Consider the following 23,207-nt stretch of genomic DNA (forward strand, 5'->3'; position numbering starts at 1 on the left):
TTTTGATGTCACTATTACCGCTGAAAGAACTTATAGAGCAATGTATGAATTGCACCAAATGTCCGCTGCACAATGTCAGAAATAATGTTGTGTTTGGCGAAGGAAATTTAAAGTCGAAAATCATGTTTGTAGGTGAAGGACCTGGACGAGACGAGGATTTGCAAGGACGTCCTTTTGTAGGAAAAGCGGGGCAATTGCTAAATAAGATGCTGGAAGCAATAAATTTAAAAAGAGAAGATGTATATATTGCCAATATTGTAAAATGCAGGCCGCCTAACAATAGAGTGCCGCTTCAGAGTGAAGTAGATGCATGTTTACCATATCTTAGAAATCAAGTTGCAATAATAGCTCCCAAAATCATAGTATGCTTAGGTGCTACGGCTGCAAAAGCCATAATTGATAAAGATTTTAAGATAACAGTCATGAGAGGACAGTGGTTTGAAAAGAAAGGCGTGAAGATAATAGCCACATATCATCCAGCGGCACTTTTAAGAGATCCGGAGAAAAAGTATCCTGCTTGGGAAGATTTCAAATCTATTAGAGATGAACTGGATAGGTGTAATCAGTAGTATATAGAAGCATTTTGAAGCATTCTTGAGTTATTTACATGTAATTGTGTTATATTAACATTAATGAAGCTTGAATTAGAATTTAAAACGTGGTATATTAACATACGTCGCTCCTGCGAGGAGCGAATAAAGATACCACAAAATACCAAAGAGAAAGCAGTTGACAGAGAGAAGATAATGTGGTAAGATAGACGATGTCGCGATAAGCGGCGAGGGAAATGAACCTTGAAAACCGAACAGTGAGATATAAGAGCAAAGGATATGAACATGAGAGTTTGATCCTGGCTCAGGACGAACGCTGGCGGCGTGCCTAACACATGCAAGTCGAGCGAAGGGAGTACTACGGTACGAACTTAGCGGCGGACGGGTGAGTAACGCGTGGACAATCTACCCTGTAGACTGGGATAACACCTCGAAAGGGGTGCTAATACCGGATAATGTCAAATGATGGCATCATCAATTGAAGAAAGGAGAAATCCGCTATAGGATGAGTCCGCGTCCCATTAGCTAGTTGGCGGGGTAAAAGCCCACCAAGGCGACGATGGGTAGCCGGCCTGAGAGGGTGAACGGCCACACTGGAACTGAGACACGGTCCAGACTCCTACGGGAGGCAGCAGTGGGGAATATTGTGCAATGGGGGAAACCCTGACACAGCGACGCCGCGTGAGCGAAGAAGGCCTTCGGGTCGTAAAGCTCAATAGTATGGGAAGATAATGACGGTACCATACGAAAGCCCCGGCTAACTACGTGCCAGCAGCCGCGGTAATACGTAGGGGGCGAGCGTTGTCCGGAATTACTGGGCGTAAAGAGCACGTAGGCGGCTATAAAAGTCAGATGTGAAAAACCTGGGCTCAACCGAGGGTATGCATCTGAAACTAAATAGCTTGAGTCAAGGAGAGGAGAGCGGAATTCCTGGTGTAGCGGTGAAATGCGTAGAGATCAGGAAGAATACCAGTGGCGAAAGCGGCTCTCTGGACTTGAACTGACGCTGAGGTGCGAAAGCGTGGGGAGCAAACAGGATTAGATACCCTGGTAGTCCACGCCGTAAACGATGGATACTAGGTGTGGGTGAGGAATCATCCGTGCCGGAGTTAACGCAATAAGTATCCCGCCTGGGGAGTACGGCCGCAAGGTTGAAACTCAAAGGAATTGACGGGGGCCCGCACAAGCAGCGGAGCATGTGGTTTAATTCGAAGCAACGCGAAGAACCTTACCAGGGCTTGACATCCACAGAATCTGGTAGAAATACCGGAGTGCCTCGCAAGAGGAGCTGTGAGACAGGTGGTGCATGGTTGTCGTCAGCTCGTGTCGTGAGATGTTGGGTTAAGTCCCGCAACGAGCGCAACCCCTGTTGGTAGTTACCAGCGTAAAGACGGGGACTCTACCGAGACTGCCGTGGAAAACACGGAGGAAGGCGGGGATGACGTCAAATCATCATGCCCTTTATGCCCTGGGCTACACACGTGCTACAATGGCCTGAACAGAGGGCAGCGAAGGAGCGATCCGGAGCGAATCCCAGAAAACAGGTCCCAGTTCAGATTGCAGGCTGCAACCCGCCTGCATGAAGACGGAGTTGCTAGTAATCGCGGATCAGCATGCCGCGGTGAATACGTTCCCGGGCCTTGTACACACCGCCCGTCACACCACGAGAGTTTACAACACCCGAAGTCAGTGACCTAACCCGGCACTCAAGTAGATATGGAATTATAGAGAAGAAAAGAAATAATCCGTATCTACTTGAGTGCCGGGGAGGAGCTGCCGAAGGTGGGGTAAATGATTGGGGTGAAGTCGTAACAAGGTAGCCGTATCGGAAGGTGCGGCTGGATCACCTCCTTTCTAAGGAGCAATCCTTACAACAAGTCGTATCTCACTGTTCAGTTTTGAGGGTTTAGACCCTCAGGAAAGTGAACCTTGAAAACTGCACAATGCAAATATGGGTAACGAAGAAAAACGAGGAAACAATAGGTCAAGTTAGAAAGGGCGTATGGTGGATGCCCAGGCACTTAGAGCCGAAGAAGGACGCAGCAAGCGGCGAAACGCTCCGGGGAGTCGCAAGCAGACGCAGATCCGGAGATCTCCGAATGGGGAAACCCGCTTAAGGTAATACTTAAGCATCCCATGGTGAACACATAGCCATGAGGAAGGGACACCGCGTGAACTGAAACATCTAAGTAGCGCGAGGAAAAGAAAGAAAAAATCGATTTCCTGAGTAGTGGCGAGCGAAAAGGAAAGAGCCCAAACCATCACCGTTGGTGATGGGGTTTAGGACCACAAGAAGGTATGAAAAGCGAAGCCGAACAGACCTGGGAAGGCAGGCCAAAGAAGGTGAAAGCCCTGTAGGCGAAAGCTTTAAATACCGAGTGGGATCCAGAGTACCACAGGATAGGCAACCCGGTGGGAAGACGGGAGGACCATCTCCCAAGGCTAAATACTCCTAAGTGACCGATAGCGCATAGTACCGTGAGGGAAAGGTGAAAAGAACCCCGGGAGGGGAGTGAAAGAGAACCTGAAACCATATGTCCACAAGCAGTGGAAGCGAAAGCGACCACGTACTTTTTGTAGAACGGACCGGCGAGTTATAGATATGCAGCGAGGTTAAGCGAAAGCGGAGCCGAAGCGAAAGCGAGTCTTAAAAGGGCGAGAGTTGCATATCATAGACCCGAAACCGTGCGACCTACCCATGATCAGGGTGAAGCCGGAGTAAGATCTGGTGGAGGCCCGAACCACGTTGACGTTGAAAAGTCATGGGATGAATTGTGGGTAGCGGAGAAATTCCAATCGAGCTCGGAGATAGCTGGTTCTCCCCGAAATAGCTTTAGGGCTAGCCTCAGGGGGAAGGAAATATGGAGGTAGAGCACTGAATGGACTAGGGGCCAAAGAGGTTACCGAACCCTATCAAACTCCGAATGCCATATTGAGACCCTGGGAGTCAGACTACGAGTGATAAGATCCGTGGTCAAAAGGGAAAGAGCCCAGACCGACAGCTAAGGTCCCAAAGAGCATGTTAAGTGGAAAAGGAAGTAGGATTTCCAAGACAACCAGGATGTTGGCTTAGAAGCAGCCATACATTCAAAGAGTGCGTAATAGCTCACTGGTCGAGAAATCCCGCGCCGAAAATAAACGGGGCTAAAACATGCCACCGAAGCTACGGATTCTGAAAAGAATGGTAGGGGAGCGTACTGTACAGGACGAAGGATAAGCGAAAGCGAATCTGGACAGTACAGTAGAGAGAATGCCGGTATAAGTAACGAGAGTAAGGCGAGAAACCTTACCGTCGAAAGCCTAAGGATTCCTGGGGAAGGATAATCCGCCCAGGGTAAGTCGGGACCTAAGCCGAGGCGAAAGCGTAGGCGATGGAGAACCGGTAATAAATCCGGTACCACCGAAATCCGCTAAAAGAGAAGCAAGGACGCAGCGAGATAAGAAAAGCGTGCGGTTGGTAGAGCACGTCCAAGCAGCGACGAAAAGAGCTTTGAGTGAAGTACCAAAGCTCATAAGAGCTGTGATGGGGAGCCGAAAGGCGAAGTTTCGAAGGGGCTGCCAAGAAAAGTTGCTATCGAGGATGAGGTGCCCGTACCACAAACCGACACAGGTAGGCGAGGAGAGAATCCAAAGACGAGCGGGAGAACCCTCATTAAGGAACTCGGCAAAAAGACTCCGTAACTTCGGGAGAAGGAGTGCCGAAAGGCCGCAGAGAAGAGGCCCAAGCGACTGTTTACCAAAAACACAGGTTTCTGCTAAGTCGAAAGACGAAGTATAGGAGCTGACGCCTGCCCGGTGCTGGAAGGTTAAGGGGAAGGGTCAGGAGAAAATCCAAAGCTCTGAACTTAAGCCCCAGTAAACGGCGGCCGTAACTATAACGGTCCTAAGGTAGCGAAATTCCTTGTCGGGTAAGTTCCGACCTGCACGAAAGGCGTAACGACTTGGGCGCTGTCTTGAAGGGGGACCCGGTGAAATTGTAGTACTCGTGAAGATGCGAGTTACCCGCGACAGGACAGAAAGACCCCATGGAGCTTTACTGCAGCTTGTCACTGAATTTTAGTAATATCTGTACAGGATAGGTGGGAGGCGGAGAAATATGGGCGCCAGCCTATATGGAGCCGACGTTGGGATACCACCCTGATATTACCGAAATTCTAACATAGGAGCCGTAAACCGGCATATGGACACTGACAGGCGGGCAGTTTGACTGGGGCGGTCGCCTCCTAAAAAGTAACGGAGGCGTCCAAAGGTTACCTCAGCGCGGAAGGAAATCGCGCGAAAGAGTGCAAAGGCAGAAGGTAGCCTAACTGCGAGAAAGACAATTCGAGCAGGGACGAAAGTCGGGCTTAGTGATCCGGCGGTAGAGAATGGGATTGCCGTCGCTCAACGGATAAAAGCTACCCTGGGGATAACAGGCTGATCTCCCCCAAGAGTCCACATCGACGGGGAGGTTTGGCACCTCGATGTCGGCTCATCGCATCCTGGGGCTGAAGTAGGTCCCAAGGGTTGGGCTGTTCGCCCATTAAAGCGGTACGCGAGCTGGGTTCAGAACGTCGTGAGACAGTTCGGTCCCTATCCGTCGCGGGCGCAGGAAATTTGAGAGGATCTGCCCTTAGTACGAGAGGACCGGGGTGGACAAACCGATGGTGTACCAGTTGCAAAGCCTTTTGCACAGCTGGGTAGCCAAGTTTGGAAGGGATAAACGCTGAAAGCATCTAAGCGTGAAACCCACCTCAAGATAAGATTTCCCATCCGAAAGGAGTAAGACACCTTGAAGAAGACGAGGTAGATAGGCCGGAGGTGTAAGAGTAGAAATACTTTTAGCTGACCGGTACTAATAAGTCGAGGACTTGACCTTTAGCATTGTGCAGTATTCAAAGTTCATTTAAGAAAGCATATATGTGAAGAAAATATTATTGAAGAGAGCGATTAATTGCGTTTTCATAATATACTCGGCGAACGGAGTGAAGTGAGGCGTAAAAAGACGTCACAACGCATAGACGGCTTTAGCCGAACAAACGAAGAGAGCCGAAAGTATATAGAAAACACAATTTGCGAACGGAAATAATATTTTCAAAGAAAAGAATCAGCATATATGCAAAAGACAAATGAACGAAAGATTTCCGGTGGCAATAGCGGAGGTTAAAAACCCGTTTCCATACCGAACACGGAAGTGAAGCCCTCCAGCGCCGATGGTACTGATTACTCGGGAGAGTAGGTCGCTGCCGGTAAAAATTTCATATATTAGCCCCCTAAGCAAAACTCCTATTTAAGGAGTTTTTAATTTTTATATTGACAAATTGGAAAACCTATATGAATATAGAAGTAGAATAATTTAGTTTGCTTAGGAGGAGTGTTTGTGAAAAAGTTTGCATGCGGTGTAGATCTTGGCGGTACAAAGATAAATACCGGCATTATGGATGAGGACGGAAATATTTTGTGCAATGTAAAAATACCTACAGAGGCAGATAAAGGACCGCAACATGTAATAGACAACATAAAGAAAAGCATAATAGAATCTTTGAATAAATTGAATATAGATGTCAGCCAGATTGCAGGTATTGGGATAGGTGCTCCAGGACCTTTGAATGCAGATAGAGGCGTGGTGGAATGTCCTCCTAATCTACCTGGATGGATTGACATTCCATTGGTGGACATATTAAAGAGAGATTTTGATACAGAGATAAAACTTAACAACGATGCTAATGTTGCGGCACTTGCTGAGCATTTATTTGGTGCTGGACAAGGAATAAATAATATGGTTTATATGACTGTAAGCACAGGTATCGGTGGTGGCGCCATAATTGATGGAAAGTTGTACAATGGCGCAAATTCAAATGCTGCTGAGATAGGACATCACACCATAAACTTTGACGGGCCTAGATGGTGCAATTGCGGCAATCCTGGATGTTTAGAGTCTTATGCTTCTGGCACATCATTAGTTAAATTTGCAAAAAAACATATCGAGTCTGGAAAAGATACTATTCTCAAAGACAAACCTTTAGGTGAGTTAAAAGCAGAAGATATTTTTGATGCTGCAAAATCTGGTGATAAATTGTCTTTAGAGCTTATTGAGAATGAAGCATTTTATTTGGGAATAGGTATTGTAAACATAATGGCATTTTATAACCCTGAACTTATAATAATAGGTGGCGGATTGTCAAGCCAATGGGATGTCTTGTATGACAAAATGATGAGGACAGTTGACGAAAGAGCATTAAAGCCAAATAGGCAGATTTGCAAAGTTGTTAAGGCAAAGTTTGGTGGAAATGTGGGTCTTATAGGTGCAGCATCGCTGGTATTGTAAGGAGGAAAAAATGGATCGATGTCCTTGGTGCCTCAAAGATGAAATATACATAAAATATCACGATACAGAGTGGGGAGTACCAGTACACGATGATATGGTCCACTTTGAATTTTTAGTGTTGGAATCGGCACAAGCGGGATTAAATTGGCTTACGATCCTTAAAAAAAGAGATAATTACAGAAAGGCATATAGCGGATTTGATCCACAAAAAGTTTCGCTCTTTGATGAGAAAAAGCTGCAGGAGCTTTTAAATGACGTTGGCATTATTCGCAATAAAAGAAAAATAGAATCGTCTATAGCAAACGCTAAGGCCTTTTTAGAAATTCAAAGAGAATTTGGTAGTTTTGATACGTATATTTGGAGTTTCACAGACGGAAGGCCTATCATAAATTATTGGGAAAGCATTGACGAAGTACCTGCTAAAACATCATTATCTGATAAGATAAGTAATGATCTTAAAAAAAGAGGGTTTAAATTTGTGGGGTCCACAATAATATATTCACACATGCAAGCGACTGGAATTGTAAATGACCATATAATATCGTGTTTCAGACATAAGGAGCTATTGCAATTTAACTCATAAAAAAATACATGCAGGGCTTGGTGCAAAATGCACTTAGACCTGCCTTTTTTTATTCTTAAAATAATATAATGTTAATAAGAAAGCGTATAGATACTGGTTACTATGGAAATAATTATATTAGAATATTATGAAAGATGGTGTAGCATATGGAAAGCATGTTAAAAACTAAAAAGTGCTTTATATGCAATCATGAAAAGACAGACGGTATCGATGTATTGGGAGAATTTTTATGCAATGACTGCCAGAAAATAATCGCTCACATATCTCCAGATGATGCAAAGTACGAATATTACAGAAAAAAGATGATAGATATCTGGCGCAACTACAAAAAAGATTTTGAATATGAGGACTGTTGAAATATGTCCTCATATTTTTTATAGGCAATAATTAGTGTTATATGGTATTATATATGTATAATACGTGAAAAGGTGATAAAATTGACAGCACCGCTTTATGAAGCATTGATTAAATATGTTGAAGACGGTACAATACCATATCACATGCCTGGACATAAGGAAGGGAAAAATATTTCCCGGAAATACATTGAAAATATTGCTAAAATAGATTTGACAGAAGTTCCTGGGACAGACAATCTTCATGATCCACATGGCCCGATTTTAGAAGCAGAAAGACTTGCAGCGAAAGCATTTGGAGCCAAATCATCTTTCTTTCTCATCAATGGTACTACGTGTGGTATATATGCGGCAATGTCATCAGTTTTAAATGATGGTGACATGGTAGTTGTTCAAAGAAATTCACATAAATCTGTCTATAATGGATTGATACTTACTGGTGCCATACCAATTTATTTAGAACCGCTTATAGACGATGAAGATGACATAGCTATGGGTATATCCATAGATGAGCTTGAAAAGCTCCTTATAAAACATAAGAATGTAAAGGCAGTGGTTATTACATATCCAAATTATTATGGTTTCTGTGTCGATATAAATAAAGTGGTGTATTTAGTTCATAAATACGACAAGGTATTGATAGTAGACGAGGCACATGGGGCCCATTTTGCATTTTCTGATAGATTGCCATTATCGGCATCTTCAGTTGGTGCAGATATTGTGATTGAGAGTGTTCACAAGACTTTGCCTGCATTTACGCAAAGCTCAATTTTGCATGTGAATACAGATAGGATAGATATTGATAGATTAAGGTTTTACTTAAGCCTTTATCAATCAACATCTCCTTCTTATATTTTGATGACATCAATTGATTTAGCCAGAGATTTTATGGAGAGGGAAGGCAAAGCATTGCTTGATAGATGTGTAGATCTATCGATTCAAGCAAGAGATGTTATCAATGAAATAGATGGTATAAAGTGTATTGGCGATGATGTCATTGGCAAGTACGGAATCTACGATTACGATGTTACAAAGCTTACCATCAATGTAAGTGGAATAGGCATGTCTGGAAATGTGGCGGAAAGTATACTGCGAGAAAAATTCAACATTCAGATGGAAATGTCAGATTACAGAAATATACTTGCCATAATGACCGTAGCTGATGACGAATCATCTTTTGACAAGCTAATAGAGTCTATCAAAGGTCTTTTAAAGTACAAAAGATATGAAAAATTAAGTTATTTTGATAGCAACGGTCGCCCAGAAATTCCTGAAATGGCTATGAAACCAAAAGACGCTGTAAACAGAGAGTATGATTATGTAAGCATAGATGAAGCTGTAGGAATGGTTTCACTTGATTATGTAATTCCATATCCACCGGGCGTTCCGCTTTTGTGTCCTGGTGAACTCATAAAAAAAGATATGGTACAATATATAAAATTACTATATAATATAGGTATAAAGATTATTGGCATTGATAATTTAAAAATACGGGTGTGTAAATAATGTACAGAGGAAAACTCATAACGTTTGAAGGAATAGATGGCAGTGGGAAGACTACGCAGATAAATCTGCTTAAAAAATACCTTTTGGAGATTGGACGAGATATTGTTGTTTTAAGAGAGCCTGGAGGTACAGCAATAGGTGAGAAAATCAGAGAAATACTTCTTGACAAAAAAAATAATATAGTCCCATCTGCGGAAGCACTTCTTTATGCGGCATCTCGTGCAGAGCTTGTAAAAGAGGTCATAATACCGTCATTAAATGATGGGAAAATAGTTATTTTGGACAGATTTGTTGACAGCTCTATTGTATACCAAGGATACGCGAGAGGACTTGGAGTAGAGGTTGTAGAGGAGATTAACAGTATCGCCATAGATGGACTTGTACCTGATTTAACTGTGTACTTAGATATAAAGCCTAAAGATACCTTAATGAGAATCGACAGAAGAAAAGACAAGGATCGCTTGGAGATAGAAGATGCAGAATTTCATGAAAAAGTCTATGAGGGATATATGAATCTTATTAAGTCAAGGCCAGACAGGTACTTTATTGTAGATGCTACGCATGATATTTACTATATACAAAAGGCTATAATTGCTGAAGTAAGCAAAATTATTTAAGGAGGGGAAAAAAGTGAAACTGATATTTGCCATAGTACAAGACGAAGACGTAAGAAGGCTTATGGATGGTCTTACGGAAAAAGGCTTCAGCTTTACAAGAGTTGCTTCTACGGGTGGATTTTTAAGATCTGGCAATACGACACTTATGATAGGTGTAGAAGATGATAAGCTGGATGATGCTATTGAAGTGATTGAAAAGAAGTGTAAAACGAGGGACAGAATAATCACATCTCCGACTCCTATGGGAGGAGCCACTGATATATTTATACCACAGCCTGTTGAAGTTTCTATCGGCGGAGCTACCGTTTTTGTCATAGATGTAGAAAAATTTTTCAGGATATAGGTGTTTTGCATGAAGATACAAGAGATAAATTCAAATAAAATAATGACAGGCTATGAAAAAGATGATAGAGGTGAAAGGACTTCTGCCTTAAAATTTGAAGACATCTTTGACAGTGAAATAAGCAAAGTAGAAGAAAGCATGTTAAATAAGATGCTTAATGATATTGACGATGCTGCTGAAAAATTAAAAGATGAAATGAACTTGGATAACCTTATGGTTTACAAGAGAAAAGTTAAAGAGTTCTTGCAGAAGTCTTTAAATGGCATGTTTCAAAAAAGCAAAAGAGAGTCAATAAATCTAAGTGGACGAAAAAAAATCTACACTATTGTTGAAAAAGTGAATGATAAACTTGAAACTATGACGCGGGAGTTTTTAGAGGGAAACAAGAAGAATCTTGATATTTTAAGCGCTATAGAGGAGATCAGAGGATTGTTGATAGATATATATTCGTAGGTGAAGCTTCATGCACAAAATTTACGGTCACAAAAATATTTTAGAATTGTTTGATAAGATCATAAATTCAGGGAAAATAGCAAATGCGTATCTTTTTGTTGGAGAAAGTGGGTTGGGGAAAGAGTACATGGCAAAGTATTTTGCCATGATGGTAAATTGTGTTAGAAATCCTAAGCCATGCTTCAGTTGCCATTCATGCGTTCAATTTGTATCAGGCAATCACCCTGATATTTTCTTTATAGAGCCTGTGGGAGGCTCAATAAAAGTAGACACATTGAGAAATACTGTCATAAGCAATGCCTATATTAAACCGTACAATTCATATAAGAAAATTTTTGTAATAAAAGAAGCTGAGAAAATGACAGAGCAATCTCAAAACAGCATTTTAAAGACTTTAGAGGAACCTCCTTTGCATGTTCTGTTTATATTGACAGCGTCTAAAATGGACGGCCTTTTGCCTACAATTGTATCAAGATGCGAGATAATAAGGTTTAATAGAGAATCGGATGATGTTATAGAGGATTATCTTATAAATGAGAAAAATGTCGATGCAAGTGAAGCCAAAAAGATTTCGTCTGTTGCTTGCGGCAATTATGGCAAGGCGGACTTGTTGACCGATGAGAAGTATTCAACTATAAGGCTTGAAGTTGGAGATGTATTACGAAGTTTAGTAAGCAGTGATAAGGCATTAAGGCTTGATAGCTTTAGATTTTTCGATGAAAACAGAGAAATGATAGATGATGTAATTGATATAATGGTTTCTTACGTGAGGGATATTATGGTTTTAAACTTCCGTGATGAAGAAAGCATTATAAACAAAGATATACTAGATAAAATTAAAGCAATTTCGAATGATTTGACAGGGGCTAAGCTTAATAATATAATAAATGAGATAGAAGATCTCATATTCAATCTTAAGTCAAACGTTAATTACCAAATGGCCATTGAAAAATTTCTCTTAAGCATTTAGGAGGTTTTATTTTGTATACAGTTGTAGGAGTTCGGTTTAAAAAAGCCGGTAAGATATATTACTTCGATCCAGGTGATTTGCCTATAAATGTGGGTGACAATGTCATAGTAGAGACAGCCAGGGGAGTAGAGTTTGGCGAAGTCGTTGTAGGCAAACGAGAAGTTGACGACGACGAGATTATAGCTCCTCTTAAGATGGTTCTTAGGATTGCGACAGATGAGGACTATGAGCATTACAAGGAGAATAGAGCCTGTGAAGCGGAAGCATTTGGCGTCTGCTTGGACATGATAAAAGAGCATAACCTTGACATGAAGTTAATAGATGTTGAGTACACTTTTGACAACAACAAGATAATCTTTTACTTTACTGCTGATGGAAGGATAGATTTTAGAGATCTTGTAAAAGACCTTGCTGCAGTTTTTAAAACGAGAATAGAGCTTAGGCAAATAGGTGTAAGGGACGAGTCAAAGATTGTAGGCGGTCTTGGTCCTTGTGGCAGACCTCTTTGCTGTGTGACATTTTTAGGGGATTTCGAGCCTGTATCGATTAAGATGGCGAAGGATCAGAATCTTTCCCTTAACCCTACTAAAATCTCAGGGTTGTGTGGCAGATTAATGTGTTGCCTAAAATATGAGCAGGATACTTACGAAGAAGTTAGATCAGAACTGCCTTCTGTAGGAAGCCTTATAAAAGTCGATGACAAAGAGATGAGGGTAGCAGAAGTTGACGTTGTAAGAAAAAAACTTAAGGTAAAGATGAAAAATGCTGAGGGAATAGAGATAACGAAAGAGTACGACCCAGAAGATGTCATTGTCATAGAAGAAAGCCAAGACGATAAAAAAGAAGAGATTTCTGAAATTTATGAAGAGATATTGGGAAGTGATTTTGGAGAATAAAAAAAATAGAGGTTTTACCTCTATTTTTTATTCTACTTTGCCTAACACAAAGCTTAATATCAGAATAATAAAAACTGCCGATGTTATGTATACATACATATAGTCTTTTTCTTGAAGAAATGTGATGATAGATACTCCCACGCGAAATACGGGAGTTAGAATCAGCACTAAAAGTCCTGTCATGATTATGGCGTAAGGCTTTAGAGACATTAGCCCTTTAATTATTGCTATTACAGATGTAGGGTATGTGTTTGCAGGGTAGCCACTGCTGTTTGTTGCAAAAAATAGGATTAAACCGATGAGAATGATTAAAGCACTTAATAAAACTCCTGCCCTCAATGTTTTGCTTATTATTATCTCCATGTTTTCTATTTTCTCATTTTGATTTTTTATTTCTTCCACGGCTTATACCCCCAATCCTTTAAGAAGCATTTCGATGGAAACATAAGCTAAGACAGGTATAAATATTTTCCTTATGGTTGTGCTTTTCATATTTGTCATGATTTTTGTACCCAGTGTTGCACCTACAAGTACTCCAAGTGCCACAGGACCAGCTATCTTTGGATCTATATCGCCTCTTACAAGGTATACTCCAGCACTGGCGGCTGCAGTAACACCGATCATAAAATTGCTGGTGGCAGTTGAGACTTTCATCGGAAGTCTCATAAATAGGTCCATTGCCATTACTTTAAAAATGCCGCTTCCGATTCCTAAAAGTCCTGATATTACACCAGCTATGTACATCATGCCAAATCCTTTGTTTACACCGGTGACATTGTACTGTATCTCTTTTTTAAGGACTTTATCGTAGTAAGAACCTTCTAATTTCAATTTTTTTGCTATAGGCTGTGATACCACACCTACAGGCAATTCTTCATTTCGCTTTTTTAACATAGTGAATGCTGAATATAAAAGAAGAAGGCCAAAGATAATATAAAGGTATTTTGAGCTTATGAGTCCTGCGATAAAAGCGCCTGTCAAAGCCCCTGTCGTGGTAGCTATCTCTAAAAACATTCCTATCCTTAAATTAGTGATTTTATCTCTTACATACGTTACAGCAGCACCGCTGGACGTGGCGATGACGGATACGATGCTGGCGCCAATGGCGTATTTTATGTTTACTCCTAAGAGAAGTGTAAGCATTGGTATTACTATTATGCCACCGCCTAATCCTAAAAGAGCTCCAAATACTCCAGCTACAATTGATATGAGAAGTATAATTGATGATGTCAATATCACTTTATCATCTCCTAAATTTCATTATGTTTTATTTCTCTTTCCAACATTATCAGTATTGGAGGAAATGCATATATGCACATTGTGGAAGCAGCCACGATTCCAGCATCGTTAAATGCCAGCGCAAAAAGCATTCCTACAATGCTGCCAAAAAAGCCATAGTAGATATATTTATTTTTCTTAAATATGTTTTTAAGTATTCCTGTAGGCTTGTATGACAAGATAAACAAGCTCATTATGGTTATGATTAGAACCCACGACCATATTGTGTATCTTATTAATGTCAATTCCATGTCTAATTTGCGGGCAAATATCTTGTATAAAGCCATTATTCCTTCGTTTTTAACAATCAAAGCAGTTTGCGCCATATGCGTTACAGTGCCCATAAACATTGATGCTACAAACATAAGCGTCAGAAGGACAGCCATGCTTATGAACAAAATCAGCAAACTTTTGTAGTTGACTTTGATTTCTGACATAAGCAAAAGCGTTACGCCAAATGCCATAAATCCTGTTATAAATCCGCCAATTTTTGCACCATATTGAGGTAGCACCATCAACATGAAAACTACCGCGAATAAGAGCACTCCTAATAATTTGTTTATTCTCGTGTCATACTTTTGGATGTATGTCATTATTCCCATTATTGTGGATCCTATTAGAACACCCATGTATTCATTGCCTATTCCGTAAAATCTGGCACCTGCTATGACGTCATATCCTAAAATAGAGCCTTTCATCAGATGTGCTCCTGTAAAAATGTCAACCGTAATTGTCAAAGCAGTTAAAAGGCTTATCACTATTAGCATATTAAGTTCATCTTTAGCAAAAAGTTTTATTATAAGCAATAAAGCTATTGTTATAAGTATCAAAGCGATCATGCTTGAATACACAGTCAAAGGCCCAAAAAGGGACAAAATCAAAAGCGACAGAGGGACGATCATCACGCCTAAAACTATAGGTTTCAAGTATTTTAAGTAGTTGATCTTTAGAAATAGCGTAATCAGGTAAAGTATTAAAATTATGATTAGAAAAATTACGTAACTTTTTAAGACGATGGGTCGTGCAGTGTAGATAGACACTACTTTATCATTTAGATTTTCCAAGTAATTTACTTTGTCTTGGGTCTTTATGTTCGTTATGGGATGTCCTAACATTTCTACAGGTGCCTTTATGCCGAAATAATTAAGTATTGTGGGCGCCAAATCTAAATTTGTAATGATCCCATTTCTTTTTGTCGTGATAGATGTTGTAAGTCCGTTGTATCCGGGACCATAGATTATTATTGGGGACAGCAGATTGTTGGTAGACATATCGCTTTTTGAAGGATAAGGTGTTGCCACTATAAGCAAATCCCTCGATGGATCCAAGCTTTTTAGAAGCTTTCCTATGAATGCATCAGCGTTTTTTATGGCGTATTCTTCATATTTTGATGCTAATTGGTCTGATACGTTGGAAGAATAGCTATCTACTCTCGATGTATCACCAGTGTCGATTACAAAGAATCCACCATTTTTATCGTATTTTTGAAAATAGTCAAAGATTTTGTTGTAATCAGTGCTAATAAAATAGGGGCTATTTCTATCGTACTTCAATATATTTTCACTGACATCGCCAAATGCTGTACCTTTCTCATCCATGGCGATTAGCGCCCCATACCTTCTGTATGAAACTGTGTTGTCTGTTATTATATCAGAATTTCCAAAGACGTATGTAGGAATGTTGTTATCCTTTAGCAGTTGTCCTAAAAGACCAGGCGTAATCTTGTAGTCGGCTCTTTTGCTGCTTTGTATAAGGTTTGATATGCCTATATTTACTATGTTTGCATTTCCATAGTCATCTCCTGTGTTAAGCTCGTAAATTTCCCCCGCGGTTCCGAAAGAATATTTTTCGTTCACATTAAGACTTATTTGACCGATGTCATGAGCACTTGCCCTTGTGCCGGTTCCAAATGTCAAATACCCAGATGCATCGACGTAACCATCAGCATTTCTGACATTCATAAGACCAACTGAACCTTTGTTGATTAGCTTTTGAATGTTTTTTGCGTCGTATTTTGTATAGTCACTTAGACTAACCCTGTCGATTATTACAAGCACTACTTTCTTATTGTTGCTTGTATCAGCATAACTTTTTTGTGGCAGCATAAAAGTCAAAATCATCAATAAAAGCATAAAAGCAGTGATAAATTTCTTCAAGTGAAACACACCCTCTATAGTTTTTTATTTATTATACACCATAAATGTTAAGAAATTATTAAAAAGAGGGTAAAACCCTCTAATATCTCAAAAGTGGCATGCTCATACATCTTGGACCGCCTCTGCCTCTTGATAGTTCAGAACCTTCGATCTCGATTACCTCGATGCCTTCTTTCCTCATGATTTTATTTGATGATTCATTTCGGGAGTATGTGATGACTTTGCCTGGCGCTATAGCAAGCGTATTTGTGCTGTCGTTCCACTGCTCCCGTGCTGACGTTATGGCATTAAAACCACCTGTAGGTATTATTTCAATATTTCTGAGATTTAATGCAGATTTCAATGCGTCTTGGAGGTCTTTTTCTTTCTGAATTGAAAAACCTTTATCATCCTTTATTATGCTAAAAACTCGCAGATCTTTCTTTATTCCAGGGTAGAAGACGAACCTTTCCTTATCTACCATGGTGAATACAGTATCAAGGTGCATGTATGATCTGTTTATGGGAATCTGGACGACAAGGATGTGTTCTACTGTTGAATTGCCTTCAAAGAGATTGCGGGCAAGCCTTTCTATTGCTTGTGGCGTAGTCCTTTCGCCGCATCCTACTGCTATTACTCTGTCGCTTAGTATAAGCACATCTCCGCCTTCTAAAGAGTGGAAATAGGTGTTGTCGTACCAACATGGAATGCCGTTTTTCTTAAAAATATCGTGGTTTTTGTATATGTATTTCATTATGAGGGTCTCAGGTTTTCTCGCCGCAGACTTCATGGAGCTTATCATAAATCCTCCATCTATCATTGCGCCGGGATCTCTGGTAAAATACATATTTGGCACAGGCTTAATGTAAAAATAGTGTTCTTCATAGATGAATTCAGCCAGGCCTTTTGGGATGACATTGTCAATATCTCCTTTTTCGAGTCCGCTTATGGCAATTTCAGCAATATCACTGTAGCTTAAATCCATAAGGTAATCTTTAAGGTAGCTTTCTGTTTCGGTATTTGTTATGCCATTTATCTTCAGAAGATCTATTATAAATTGTTCTTTTATAGCGTCATCTTTCAATACATCCTGAAGAAGGTCTTTTACGTACAAAACGGTTATACCGTTATCTTTTAATACTTTGGCAAATTCATCATGTTCCTCTTGAATCTTTCTAACCCATGGAATATCATCAAAAAGCAGTTCTGTCAAATTTTGAGGCGTAAGCCTTTCTAATTCTTTTCCGGGTCTGTGCAATACGACTGCTTTTAAAGTTCCTATTTCTGATGATACATGTGGCACTAATAATGGATGCGTCACCAACACATTCCTCCCTATGCATAAACTCTTTATATAGTATACTTTGCTTATATCTATTTTTCAATACGATTTATATTAATTTATTGATATGGTAAAATTATTTGTAACGAGGTGGTAATATGCTAAAAGATGGCGAGAGAATTGACGATTTGAATTTGAATGGGCTTAAGCTTATACAGAGAGAAGACATGTTTAAATTTGGGATGGATGCTGTGCTGCTTTCAAATTTTGTATACACAAAAAGAGGAGACAAGATTATAGATTTAGGGTGCGGAACAGGCATCATACCAATTTTGATAGCAGGCAAGTCAAGAGATACACGTATTGTAGGTGTTGAAATACAAAGTGAAGTTGCCGATATTGCCATAAGAAACGTATATCTCAATAATTTTGAAGGTAGAATAGACATAATAAACGATGATATTCGAAATGTTGTGGATAAATTGGGAATTGAAAAATACGATATTGTGACGTCCAATCCCCCATACATGCCCTGCAACACAGGATTTGACAAAAATAGCGAAAGTGAAAACATATCGCGATACGAGATAAATGGCGGACTTCATGATTTCATAAAGGTTGCGTCAAGGCTTTTAAAGTTTGGAGGCAAGTTTTTTTTAGTCCATAGAGTGGATAGGATTGTGGATATTGTTTATAATTTGCGGATTTGCAATTTAGAACCTAAAAAAATAAGGTTTGTCCATCCGCATGTTGGGGAAAAGCCCAATTTAGTCTTAGTGGAATCAAAAAAAGGCGCAAAAAGTGGTGTGGCAATAATGCCGCCTCTTTACGTATACGAAGAAAATGGAGAGTACACAAAGGAGCTTTTAAGTATATACGGGAAAACTTCGATAGAGGAGGAATAGAATGTCTGGAAGCTTATATTTGTGCCCAACACCAATCGGAAACTTGGAAGACATAACCTTAAGAGTCCTAAGGATACTTAAAGAAGTAGACATAATAGCTGCTGAAGACACGAGGCAGACTTTGAAACTTTTGAATCATTACGACATAAAAAAAACCGTAGTAAGCTATCATGAGCATAACAAAGCTTCAAGCGGTAAAAAACTTTTAATAGATTTAAAGGCTGGGAAAAATGTAGCGCTGGTTACTGATGCTGGTACACCGGGCATATCTGACCCTGGGGAAGACCTTGTAAAACTTTGCTTAGAAGAAAAGATAAATGTAGTATCGCTTCCTGGCGCTACAGCAATAACAACGGCATTAGTAGGCTCTGGGCTTGACACAAAGAAGTTTGTCTTCTTAGGATTTTTACCAACAAAGAAAAGCGAGAGAGAAAGCGCTTTGGATGAGATAGGGAGAGAAAAGAGAACGGTTATCATTTATGAGGCGCCTCATAGAATTGTCAGGACGTTGGAAGAATTAAAGCCATACATAGAAGGCAGAAAGGTTGTAATAGCAAGAGAGCTTACAAAAGTGCACGAAGAGTACATAAGAGGTACGGCAGATGAAGTTCTATCAAAATTAGGAGACGATGTAAAAGGAGAAATTGTAGTCCTTATAGAGGGCGGAAGAGATGAAGTTGCGATGGAACCAGAGGAGCTTCTCAGAAAATACATTGAATGCGGCATGGATAAGAAAGAAGCGATTAAATTGACGGCTAAACAATTAAAGATACCAAAAAGCGAAATTTACAAGCTCGCATTGAAGGATGAATCGTAATTCGATTTCGCCTATCAGTATCAATTGATAATGATAATCAATAATTTCGAATATAAAAATATCTTAATATATTGCATAATTTTTAGTTTAAGCATATAATATGTATTATATTAAAAATTATCAATTGATACAAAGGGGTTTTACAATGAATTCATTTAAAAAGATAAAGAATGTTTTGATACTCATACTTTTTATAAATATAGCTGTGGCGTTAGCTAAACTTTTATACGGTTTGCATATAAAAAGCGCCAGCATGGTAGCTGATGGGTTTCATTCATTGTCAGACAGCTCAGGCAATATAGTAGGCCTTGTAGGCATATATTTAGCGTCAAAACCGCAGGATGAAGAACATCCTTATGGGCATAAAAAATTTGAGACATTTTCGTCAATTTTTATATCTGTGATGCTGTTTGTAGTAAGCTATACTATATTAAAAGAAGCTTATGGAAGGCTTTTAAATCCTGTAGAACCAAAAATCACCTTAGACAGCTTCATAATAATGATTACTACATTACTGCTTAATATATTTGTATTTGCTTATGAGTACAAACAAGGAGTAAATTTAAAAAGCGACATACTTGTATCTGATTCACTTCACACAAAAAGCGACATCTACGTGTCTGTCTCTGTTCTCATTACGCTTATTGCATTAAAACTTGGAATACCGCCATACATCGATCCGCTGATGTCTATAGCAATATCGATATTCATCGTAAAAGCAGGTATTGAAATAATAAAGCACAGCTCCGACATTTTGTGCGATAGGATTGTCATAGATTCAGAAAAAATTCGCGATATCGCTTTATCCGTAAAAGGCGTGCTTTCTTGCCATCAAATAAGAAGCAGAGGCAGAGAGGACGATATAAATATAGACATGCATATAATGGTTGACCCGAATGAAAACATAAAAGATGCTCATTATATAGCTGATCAGTTGGAAGAAAAATTAAAAAAGGAAATACCTGGTGTCACAGAAGTCATCGTCCATATAGAGCCTTACGATAAAAATGAAATAACAGAGTAAAAAAAATAATAGAAGTAAAACTTCTATTATTTTTAATATTATTCGCTCTTTTTAATGTCATCGAGGCATGTCTTGCAGATGTTTTTGCCTTTGTAATTGACGACATTTTCTGCATTGCCGCAGAAAATACATGCAGGCTCGTACTTTTTAAGCACAATCTGCTCGCCATCCACGTAGATTTCCAAAGCGTCTCTTTCTGCAATATTTAGAGTCCTTCTAAGTTCGATAGGAATGACGACTCTTCCTAACTCGTCCACTTTTCTCACAATTCCTGTGGATTTCAACATCTCTCTCCCCTCCTAAAACTACAAAATTCGACAAATTCTTTGCATTCTAATAATACCAAGTTTTGAAAAATAAGTCAATAGTTTAATGGCATTTTTTTTTAAAAATAACATAAATTTTTATAGGATGGGGGAGATAAAGTTGATAAATTATATATGGATCTTCATGATTGGTGTAGGTGTGGTCGTCGGCATGATAAATGGTAGGATGGGGGAAGTTTCGAAAGCTATAATAGATTCATCCGAGTCGGCTGTTACAATATCAATAGGACTCATAGGCATCATGTCTTTATGGTTGGGTATAATGCAGATAGCTGAAAAATCTGGGCTTATGGACATGCTGGCAAAGGTTTTAAAGCCAGCCATAATAAAACTATTCCCTGAGATACCCAAAGATCATCCTGCCATTGGCGCTATGATAATGAATATATCGGCTAATATGTTGGGGTTAGGCAATGCTGCTACGCCATTTGGAATAAAAGCGATGGAATACCTTCAAGAATTAAATAGAAAGGATGTTGCATCTAATTCCATGTGCACATTTCTCGTCATAAACACTGCATCAGTTCAGCTTCTTCCTGCTGTAATGATAGGGTTAAGGGCTTCTTTAGGTGCGAAAAATCCAGCAGATTTTGTGTTGGCTGGACTTTTATCAAGTATTACAGCTTTAACCGTAGGCCTTATAGTTGTAAAATCACTTGAAAAGTCATCCCTTTTTAAGGAGTGATATTTTTGCTTAAATCGATTTCTGAGTTTATAATTCCTGCTATAATGCTTTTGATTCCTGCATACGGATTAATTAAACATGTAAAAGTCTATGAAGTCTTTTTAGATGGTGCAAAAGAGGGCATTAATACGATAATAAAAATATTTCCTGCTTTGCTAGCAATGTTGGTGGCAGTGGGAGTCTTAAGGGCATCAGGTACTTTAGATATCTTTGCAAAGTGGATTTCACCGCTTACTGCAAGAATTGGGATGCCGTCAGATGTAGTGCCATTGGCACTCATAAGGCCTCTATCTGGAAGCGGCGCATTAGGCATAGCGACAGAACTTATTAAATCTCATGGGCCTGATTCATTTACAGCAAAACTTGCTTCTGTCATGTACGGCTCCACTGAGACTACGTTTTACGTCTTAGCAGTCTATTTTGGATCTGTTGGAGTTAAAAAGATGAGGCATTCTATAGTAGCGGGCATCGCTGCTGATATCGCTGCAATACTGTCATCTGTTTTTTACAGCAGACTGTTTTTTTGAAACTTCAAATCTGATATACTAAAGACAGTAATATAAAAACGAGGAGTTTACATGATATGGGGATATTGATAAATAGGATAAAGCGCATACTATCTGATGAGGCCGAAAAAGTCTATATTGTAGGAGGAACCATAAGAGACAGAATACTAAATGTAGATATAAGCGATTATGATTTTGCTGTATTAGGTGATGCTGCTTCGGTTTCAAAGCTTGTGTGTGATAAGCTAAAAGGCTCTTATGTGCCTTATGCAGAAGACAGAGGCACATATAGAGTCGTATATGAAAATATAGTGCTGGATTTTACGCAAATTAGAGGCGAAAATATAGATGAAGATTTGTTTCATAGGGACTTTACGATAAATGCGATGGCAATAAGGCTAAATGATTTTTTTGATGTAGACTTGATAATAGATCCTTTAGGCGGGTTAAAGGATTTAAGAGAAAAGAAGATAAAATGCGTAGGGAAAAGTTCCTTCGATGATGACCCTTTAAGGATGCTTAGAGCTATTAGATTTGCAGCTAAATACAATTTTTCTATAGATGAGGATTCCAAAAATCTTATAAAAGAAAAAGCCGATTTAATTAAGAACGTTTCTTCAGAAAGAATTATGAGTGAAATATATTCTATACTTAAGTCAAAGGAATCCTTCAAATACGTACAAATGATGGACGAGCTGGGATTAATCGATGCGCTGTTCCCAGAGATAGCTGAGATGAAAGAGATAGGCAAGTGCTATTATCAGGTTTTGGACTCATGGCATCATTCCATAAAGACTATAGAAGAATATGAAACAATTGTAAATGACCTCAGATTTCCTTCAGATATAGAAAATTTGGCCAAAAAGTACCTTGATAAAGATCTTTCCTCAGGAAACAAGCTAAAAGATGTATTGAAACTTGCTGCAATGTTTCATGAAATCGGCAAAAAAGATGCCATTTACATAGATTCTGATAACAGGCTTCAGTTTTACAATCACGATGTAAAGGGAGAAAAAATTGTTGCAGATATAGCTAAGAGATTAAAACTGGCGAAAAAAGAAGCATCTCTGATAAAGAAGATGGTTTTGTACCACGTAAATCCATTTTCACTTTACATAGATGGGACTGGAAACAAAGCATTGTTTAAATTCTTTTCAGACCTTGAAGAAAATGCTATAGGGTGTTTGCTTTTGTCGTTAGCTGATGTTACATCGGCTATGAAAGGACAAGGCAGGTTGAATGAAGCTTCATGCTATAGGAATTTTATAACAAAGCTATTAAGAAGGTACATGGACTTTGAAAAGACGAAGACACCACTTCTTACGCCGCTTGATATAATAGTCAATTTCGATCTTAAAGATTATAAGCTTTTAAATCAAATACTATACGAATTGAGGAAAAATCAATTTTATGGTGAAATAGAAAGCAGAGAAGATGCAGTAAAATTTGTGGAAGAAAGAATGAGGATGGAGAAAATATAGTTGACAATACATTTGCGATAAAGTATATTATTATGTAACGATGTTAATAATATATTAAAAAGGCAATGAAGGGAAGAGTAGAAAGGAATTTCTCTTAAAAGAGAGCTGGATTAAGGTGAAAGCCAGCAGAGAATGAACTTTTGAACATGGACCTTGAGCTTCAAAGCTGAAACTAAGTAGGCTTTGGCG

21 protein-coding genes, 3 rRNA genes and 1 other annotated feature (1 of these 25 cut by a window edge) are annotated in these 23,207 nt (G+C 39.2%); of the genes, 19 read left to right on the forward strand and 5 right to left on the reverse strand.

Features of this window, described 5'->3' with window-relative positions; translation table 11 throughout:
- Positions 1–5 precede the first annotated feature (5 nt).
- The 13 genes from JJQ93_RS10420 (at position 6) to JJQ93_RS10480 (ending at position 12,579) form a co-directional block, all read left to right on the forward strand.
- Entirely contained in the window at positions 6–569 is a 564-nt protein-coding gene (locus tag JJQ93_RS10420; protein ID WP_085113734.1) for a uracil-DNA glycosylase, read from the forward strand.
- Between the two features lie 263 nt (positions 570–832).
- Positions 833–2,405 (forward strand): 16S ribosomal RNA (locus JJQ93_RS10425).
- Between the two features lie 128 nt (positions 2,406–2,533).
- Positions 2,534–5,409: ribosomal RNA gene (locus JJQ93_RS10430) — 23S ribosomal RNA — on the forward strand.
- 264 nt (positions 5,410–5,673) lie between these two features.
- A 5S ribosomal RNA gene (rrf, locus tag JJQ93_RS10435) occupies positions 5,674–5,782 on the forward strand.
- Together the 16S, 23S and 5S rRNA genes form the textbook arrangement of a ribosomal RNA operon.
- Before the next feature lie 128 nt (positions 5,783–5,910).
- A complete protein-coding gene (locus JJQ93_RS10440) occupies positions 5,911–6,858 on the forward strand; it encodes an ROK family protein (RefSeq protein ID WP_274893714.1) in 948 nt (315 codons plus the stop codon).
- Positions 6,859–6,868: 10 nt separating this feature from the next.
- Positions 6,869–7,441, forward strand: coding sequence for a DNA-3-methyladenine glycosylase I (locus tag JJQ93_RS10445; protein WP_274893715.1), 573 nt, complete (start codon positions 6,869–6,871; stop codon positions 7,439–7,441).
- Between the two features lie 146 nt (positions 7,442–7,587).
- On the forward strand, positions 7,588–7,797 hold the full coding sequence (locus JJQ93_RS10450) for a sigma factor G inhibitor Gin (protein ID WP_013786897.1): 210 nt from the start codon (positions 7,588–7,590) through the stop codon (positions 7,795–7,797).
- Between the two features lie 81 nt (positions 7,798–7,878).
- A complete protein-coding gene (locus JJQ93_RS10455) occupies positions 7,879–9,300 on the forward strand; it encodes an aminotransferase class I/II-fold pyridoxal phosphate-dependent enzyme (protein ID WP_284700700.1) in 1,422 nt (473 codons plus the stop codon).
- Positions 9,300–9,917 (forward strand): dTMP kinase, encoded by a 618-nt coding sequence (tmk, locus tag JJQ93_RS10460; protein ID WP_085112538.1) that lies wholly within the window; start codon positions 9,300–9,302, stop codon positions 9,915–9,917. The genes JJQ93_RS10455 and tmk overlap by 1 nt, the downstream gene beginning before the upstream one ends.
- Positions 9,918–9,930: 13 nt before the next feature.
- The gene (gene darA, locus JJQ93_RS10465) at positions 9,931–10,260 is read left to right on the forward strand and encodes a cyclic di-AMP receptor DarA (protein ID WP_013786900.1); all 330 of its coding nucleotides are present in this window, start codon (positions 9,931–9,933) and stop codon (positions 10,258–10,260) included.
- 9 nt (positions 10,261–10,269) lie between these two features.
- Positions 10,270–10,713 (forward strand): YaaR family protein, encoded by a 444-nt coding sequence (locus JJQ93_RS10470; protein ID WP_085112536.1) that lies wholly within the window; start codon positions 10,270–10,272, stop codon positions 10,711–10,713.
- Between the two features lie 10 nt (positions 10,714–10,723).
- Positions 10,724–11,683, forward strand: coding sequence for a DNA polymerase III subunit delta' (gene holB, locus JJQ93_RS10475; RefSeq protein ID WP_274893717.1), 960 nt, complete (start codon positions 10,724–10,726; stop codon positions 11,681–11,683).
- Between the two features lie 11 nt (positions 11,684–11,694).
- Positions 11,695–12,579, forward strand: a complete 885-nt coding sequence (locus tag JJQ93_RS10480; protein WP_274893718.1) for a PSP1 domain-containing protein — start codon at positions 11,695–11,697, stop codon at positions 12,577–12,579.
- A 27-nt stretch (positions 12,580–12,606) separates the two neighbouring features.
- Here JJQ93_RS10480 and JJQ93_RS10485 read toward each other — a convergent pair whose 3' ends face one another.
- The 4 genes from JJQ93_RS10485 to JJQ93_RS10500 form a co-directional block, all read right to left on the reverse strand.
- Positions 12,607–12,942, reverse strand: coding sequence for a DUF1634 domain-containing protein (locus tag JJQ93_RS10485; protein ID WP_284700702.1), 336 nt, complete (start codon positions 12,940–12,942; stop codon positions 12,607–12,609).
- A gap of 42 nt (positions 12,943–12,984) precedes the next feature.
- Positions 12,985–13,818, reverse strand: coding sequence for a sulfite exporter TauE/SafE family protein (locus JJQ93_RS10490; protein ID WP_085112533.1), 834 nt, complete (start codon positions 13,816–13,818; stop codon positions 12,985–12,987).
- 11 nt (positions 13,819–13,829) lie between these two features.
- Positions 13,830–16,013 carry an alkaline phosphatase family protein gene (locus tag JJQ93_RS10495; protein WP_274893720.1) on the reverse strand — a complete coding sequence of 728 codons (2,184 nt, stop codon included), beginning with the start codon at positions 16,011–16,013 and terminating at the stop codon, positions 13,830–13,832.
- A gap of 79 nt (positions 16,014–16,092) precedes the next feature.
- Positions 16,093–17,313: an arginine deiminase gene (locus tag JJQ93_RS10500; RefSeq protein WP_274893721.1), complete on the reverse strand. Its 1,221-nt coding sequence runs from the start codon at positions 17,311–17,313 to the stop codon at positions 16,093–16,095.
- A gap of 119 nt (positions 17,314–17,432) precedes the next feature.
- Between JJQ93_RS10500 and JJQ93_RS10505 the strand changes: the two genes are divergently transcribed.
- From JJQ93_RS10505 to JJQ93_RS10515, 3 genes are all read left to right on the forward strand, one after another.
- Positions 17,433–18,179, forward strand: a complete 747-nt coding sequence (locus JJQ93_RS10505) for a tRNA1(Val) (adenine(37)-N6)-methyltransferase (protein WP_274893722.1) — start codon at positions 17,433–17,435, stop codon at positions 18,177–18,179.
- A 1-nt stretch (position 18,180) separates the two neighbouring features.
- Complete coding sequence (gene rsmI / locus JJQ93_RS10510) at positions 18,181–18,996, forward strand: 16S rRNA (cytidine(1402)-2'-O)-methyltransferase (protein WP_274893723.1); 816 nt, start codon at positions 18,181–18,183, stop codon at positions 18,994–18,996.
- A gap of 145 nt (positions 18,997–19,141) precedes the next feature.
- Positions 19,142–20,020: a cation diffusion facilitator family transporter gene (locus tag JJQ93_RS10515; RefSeq protein WP_274893724.1), complete on the forward strand. Its 879-nt coding sequence runs from the start codon at positions 19,142–19,144 to the stop codon at positions 20,018–20,020.
- A gap of 38 nt (positions 20,021–20,058) precedes the next feature.
- Here JJQ93_RS10515 and JJQ93_RS10520 read toward each other — a convergent pair whose 3' ends face one another.
- Positions 20,059–20,307 carry an AbrB/MazE/SpoVT family DNA-binding domain-containing protein gene (locus JJQ93_RS10520; RefSeq protein WP_013786911.1) on the reverse strand — a complete coding sequence of 83 codons (249 nt, stop codon included), beginning with the start codon at positions 20,305–20,307 and terminating at the stop codon, positions 20,059–20,061.
- A 139-nt stretch (positions 20,308–20,446) separates the two neighbouring features.
- Here JJQ93_RS10520 and JJQ93_RS10525 point away from each other — a divergent pair, with 139 nt between their 5' ends.
- Genes JJQ93_RS10525 through JJQ93_RS10535 form a run of 3 tightly spaced genes read left to right on the forward strand, consistent with a single transcriptional unit; the run spans position 20,447 to position 23,018 of the window.
- The gene (locus tag JJQ93_RS10525; RefSeq protein ID WP_085112528.1) at positions 20,447–21,031 is read left to right on the forward strand and encodes a nucleoside recognition domain-containing protein; all 585 of its coding nucleotides are present in this window, start codon (positions 20,447–20,449) and stop codon (positions 21,029–21,031) included.
- A gap of 5 nt (positions 21,032–21,036) precedes the next feature.
- Positions 21,037–21,558, forward strand: a complete 522-nt coding sequence (locus JJQ93_RS10530; RefSeq protein ID WP_274893725.1) for a spore maturation protein — start codon at positions 21,037–21,039, stop codon at positions 21,556–21,558.
- Positions 21,559–21,614: 56 nt separating this feature from the next.
- On the forward strand, positions 21,615–23,018 hold the full coding sequence (locus tag JJQ93_RS10535) for a CCA tRNA nucleotidyltransferase (protein ID WP_274893726.1): 1,404 nt from the start codon (positions 21,615–21,617) through the stop codon (positions 23,016–23,018).
- Positions 23,019–23,074: 56 nt separating this feature from the next.
- Positions 23,075–23,207, forward strand: a binding site (T-box leader) (it continues 102 nt past the right edge of the window).

Source organism: Thermoanaerobacterium sp. R66, assembly GCF_028895185.1.
In the GTDB taxonomy this organism is placed as follows: domain Bacteria; phylum Bacillota; class Thermoanaerobacteria; order Thermoanaerobacterales; family Thermoanaerobacteraceae; genus Thermoanaerobacterium.

Excerpts from the sequence above, each read along its gene's own strand:
- JJQ93_RS10420 (WP_085113734.1), top strand. The coding sequence starts at position 6 with ATGTCACTATTACCGCTGAAAGAACTTATAGAGCAATGTATGAATTGC.
- JJQ93_RS10445 (WP_274893715.1), top strand. The coding sequence starts at position 6,869 with ATGGATCGATGTCCTTGGTGCCTCAAAGATGAAATATACATAAAATAT.
- JJQ93_RS10450 (WP_013786897.1), top strand. The coding sequence starts at position 7,588 with ATGGAAAGCATGTTAAAAACTAAAAAGTGCTTTATATGCAATCATGAA.
- tmk (WP_085112538.1), top strand. The coding sequence starts at position 9,300 with ATGTACAGAGGAAAACTCATAACGTTTGAAGGAATAGATGGCAGTGGG.
- JJQ93_RS10470 (WP_085112536.1), top strand. The coding sequence starts at position 10,270 with ATGAAGATACAAGAGATAAATTCAAATAAAATAATGACAGGCTATGAA.
- holB (WP_274893717.1), top strand. The coding sequence starts at position 10,724 with ATGCACAAAATTTACGGTCACAAAAATATTTTAGAATTGTTTGATAAG.
- JJQ93_RS10485 (WP_284700702.1), bottom strand. The coding sequence starts at position 12,942 with ATGGAGATAATAATAAGCAAAACATTGAGGGCAGGAGTTTTATTAAGT.
- JJQ93_RS10505 (WP_274893722.1), top strand. The coding sequence starts at position 17,433 with ATGCTAAAAGATGGCGAGAGAATTGACGATTTGAATTTGAATGGGCTT.
- rsmI (WP_274893723.1), top strand. The coding sequence starts at position 18,181 with ATGTCTGGAAGCTTATATTTGTGCCCAACACCAATCGGAAACTTGGAA.
- JJQ93_RS10515 (WP_274893724.1), top strand. The coding sequence starts at position 19,142 with ATGAATTCATTTAAAAAGATAAAGAATGTTTTGATACTCATACTTTTT.
- JJQ93_RS10520 (WP_013786911.1), bottom strand. The coding sequence starts at position 20,307 with ATGTTGAAATCCACAGGAATTGTGAGAAAAGTGGACGAGTTAGGAAGA.
- JJQ93_RS10535 (WP_274893726.1), top strand. The coding sequence starts at position 21,615 with ATGGGGATATTGATAAATAGGATAAAGCGCATACTATCTGATGAGGCC.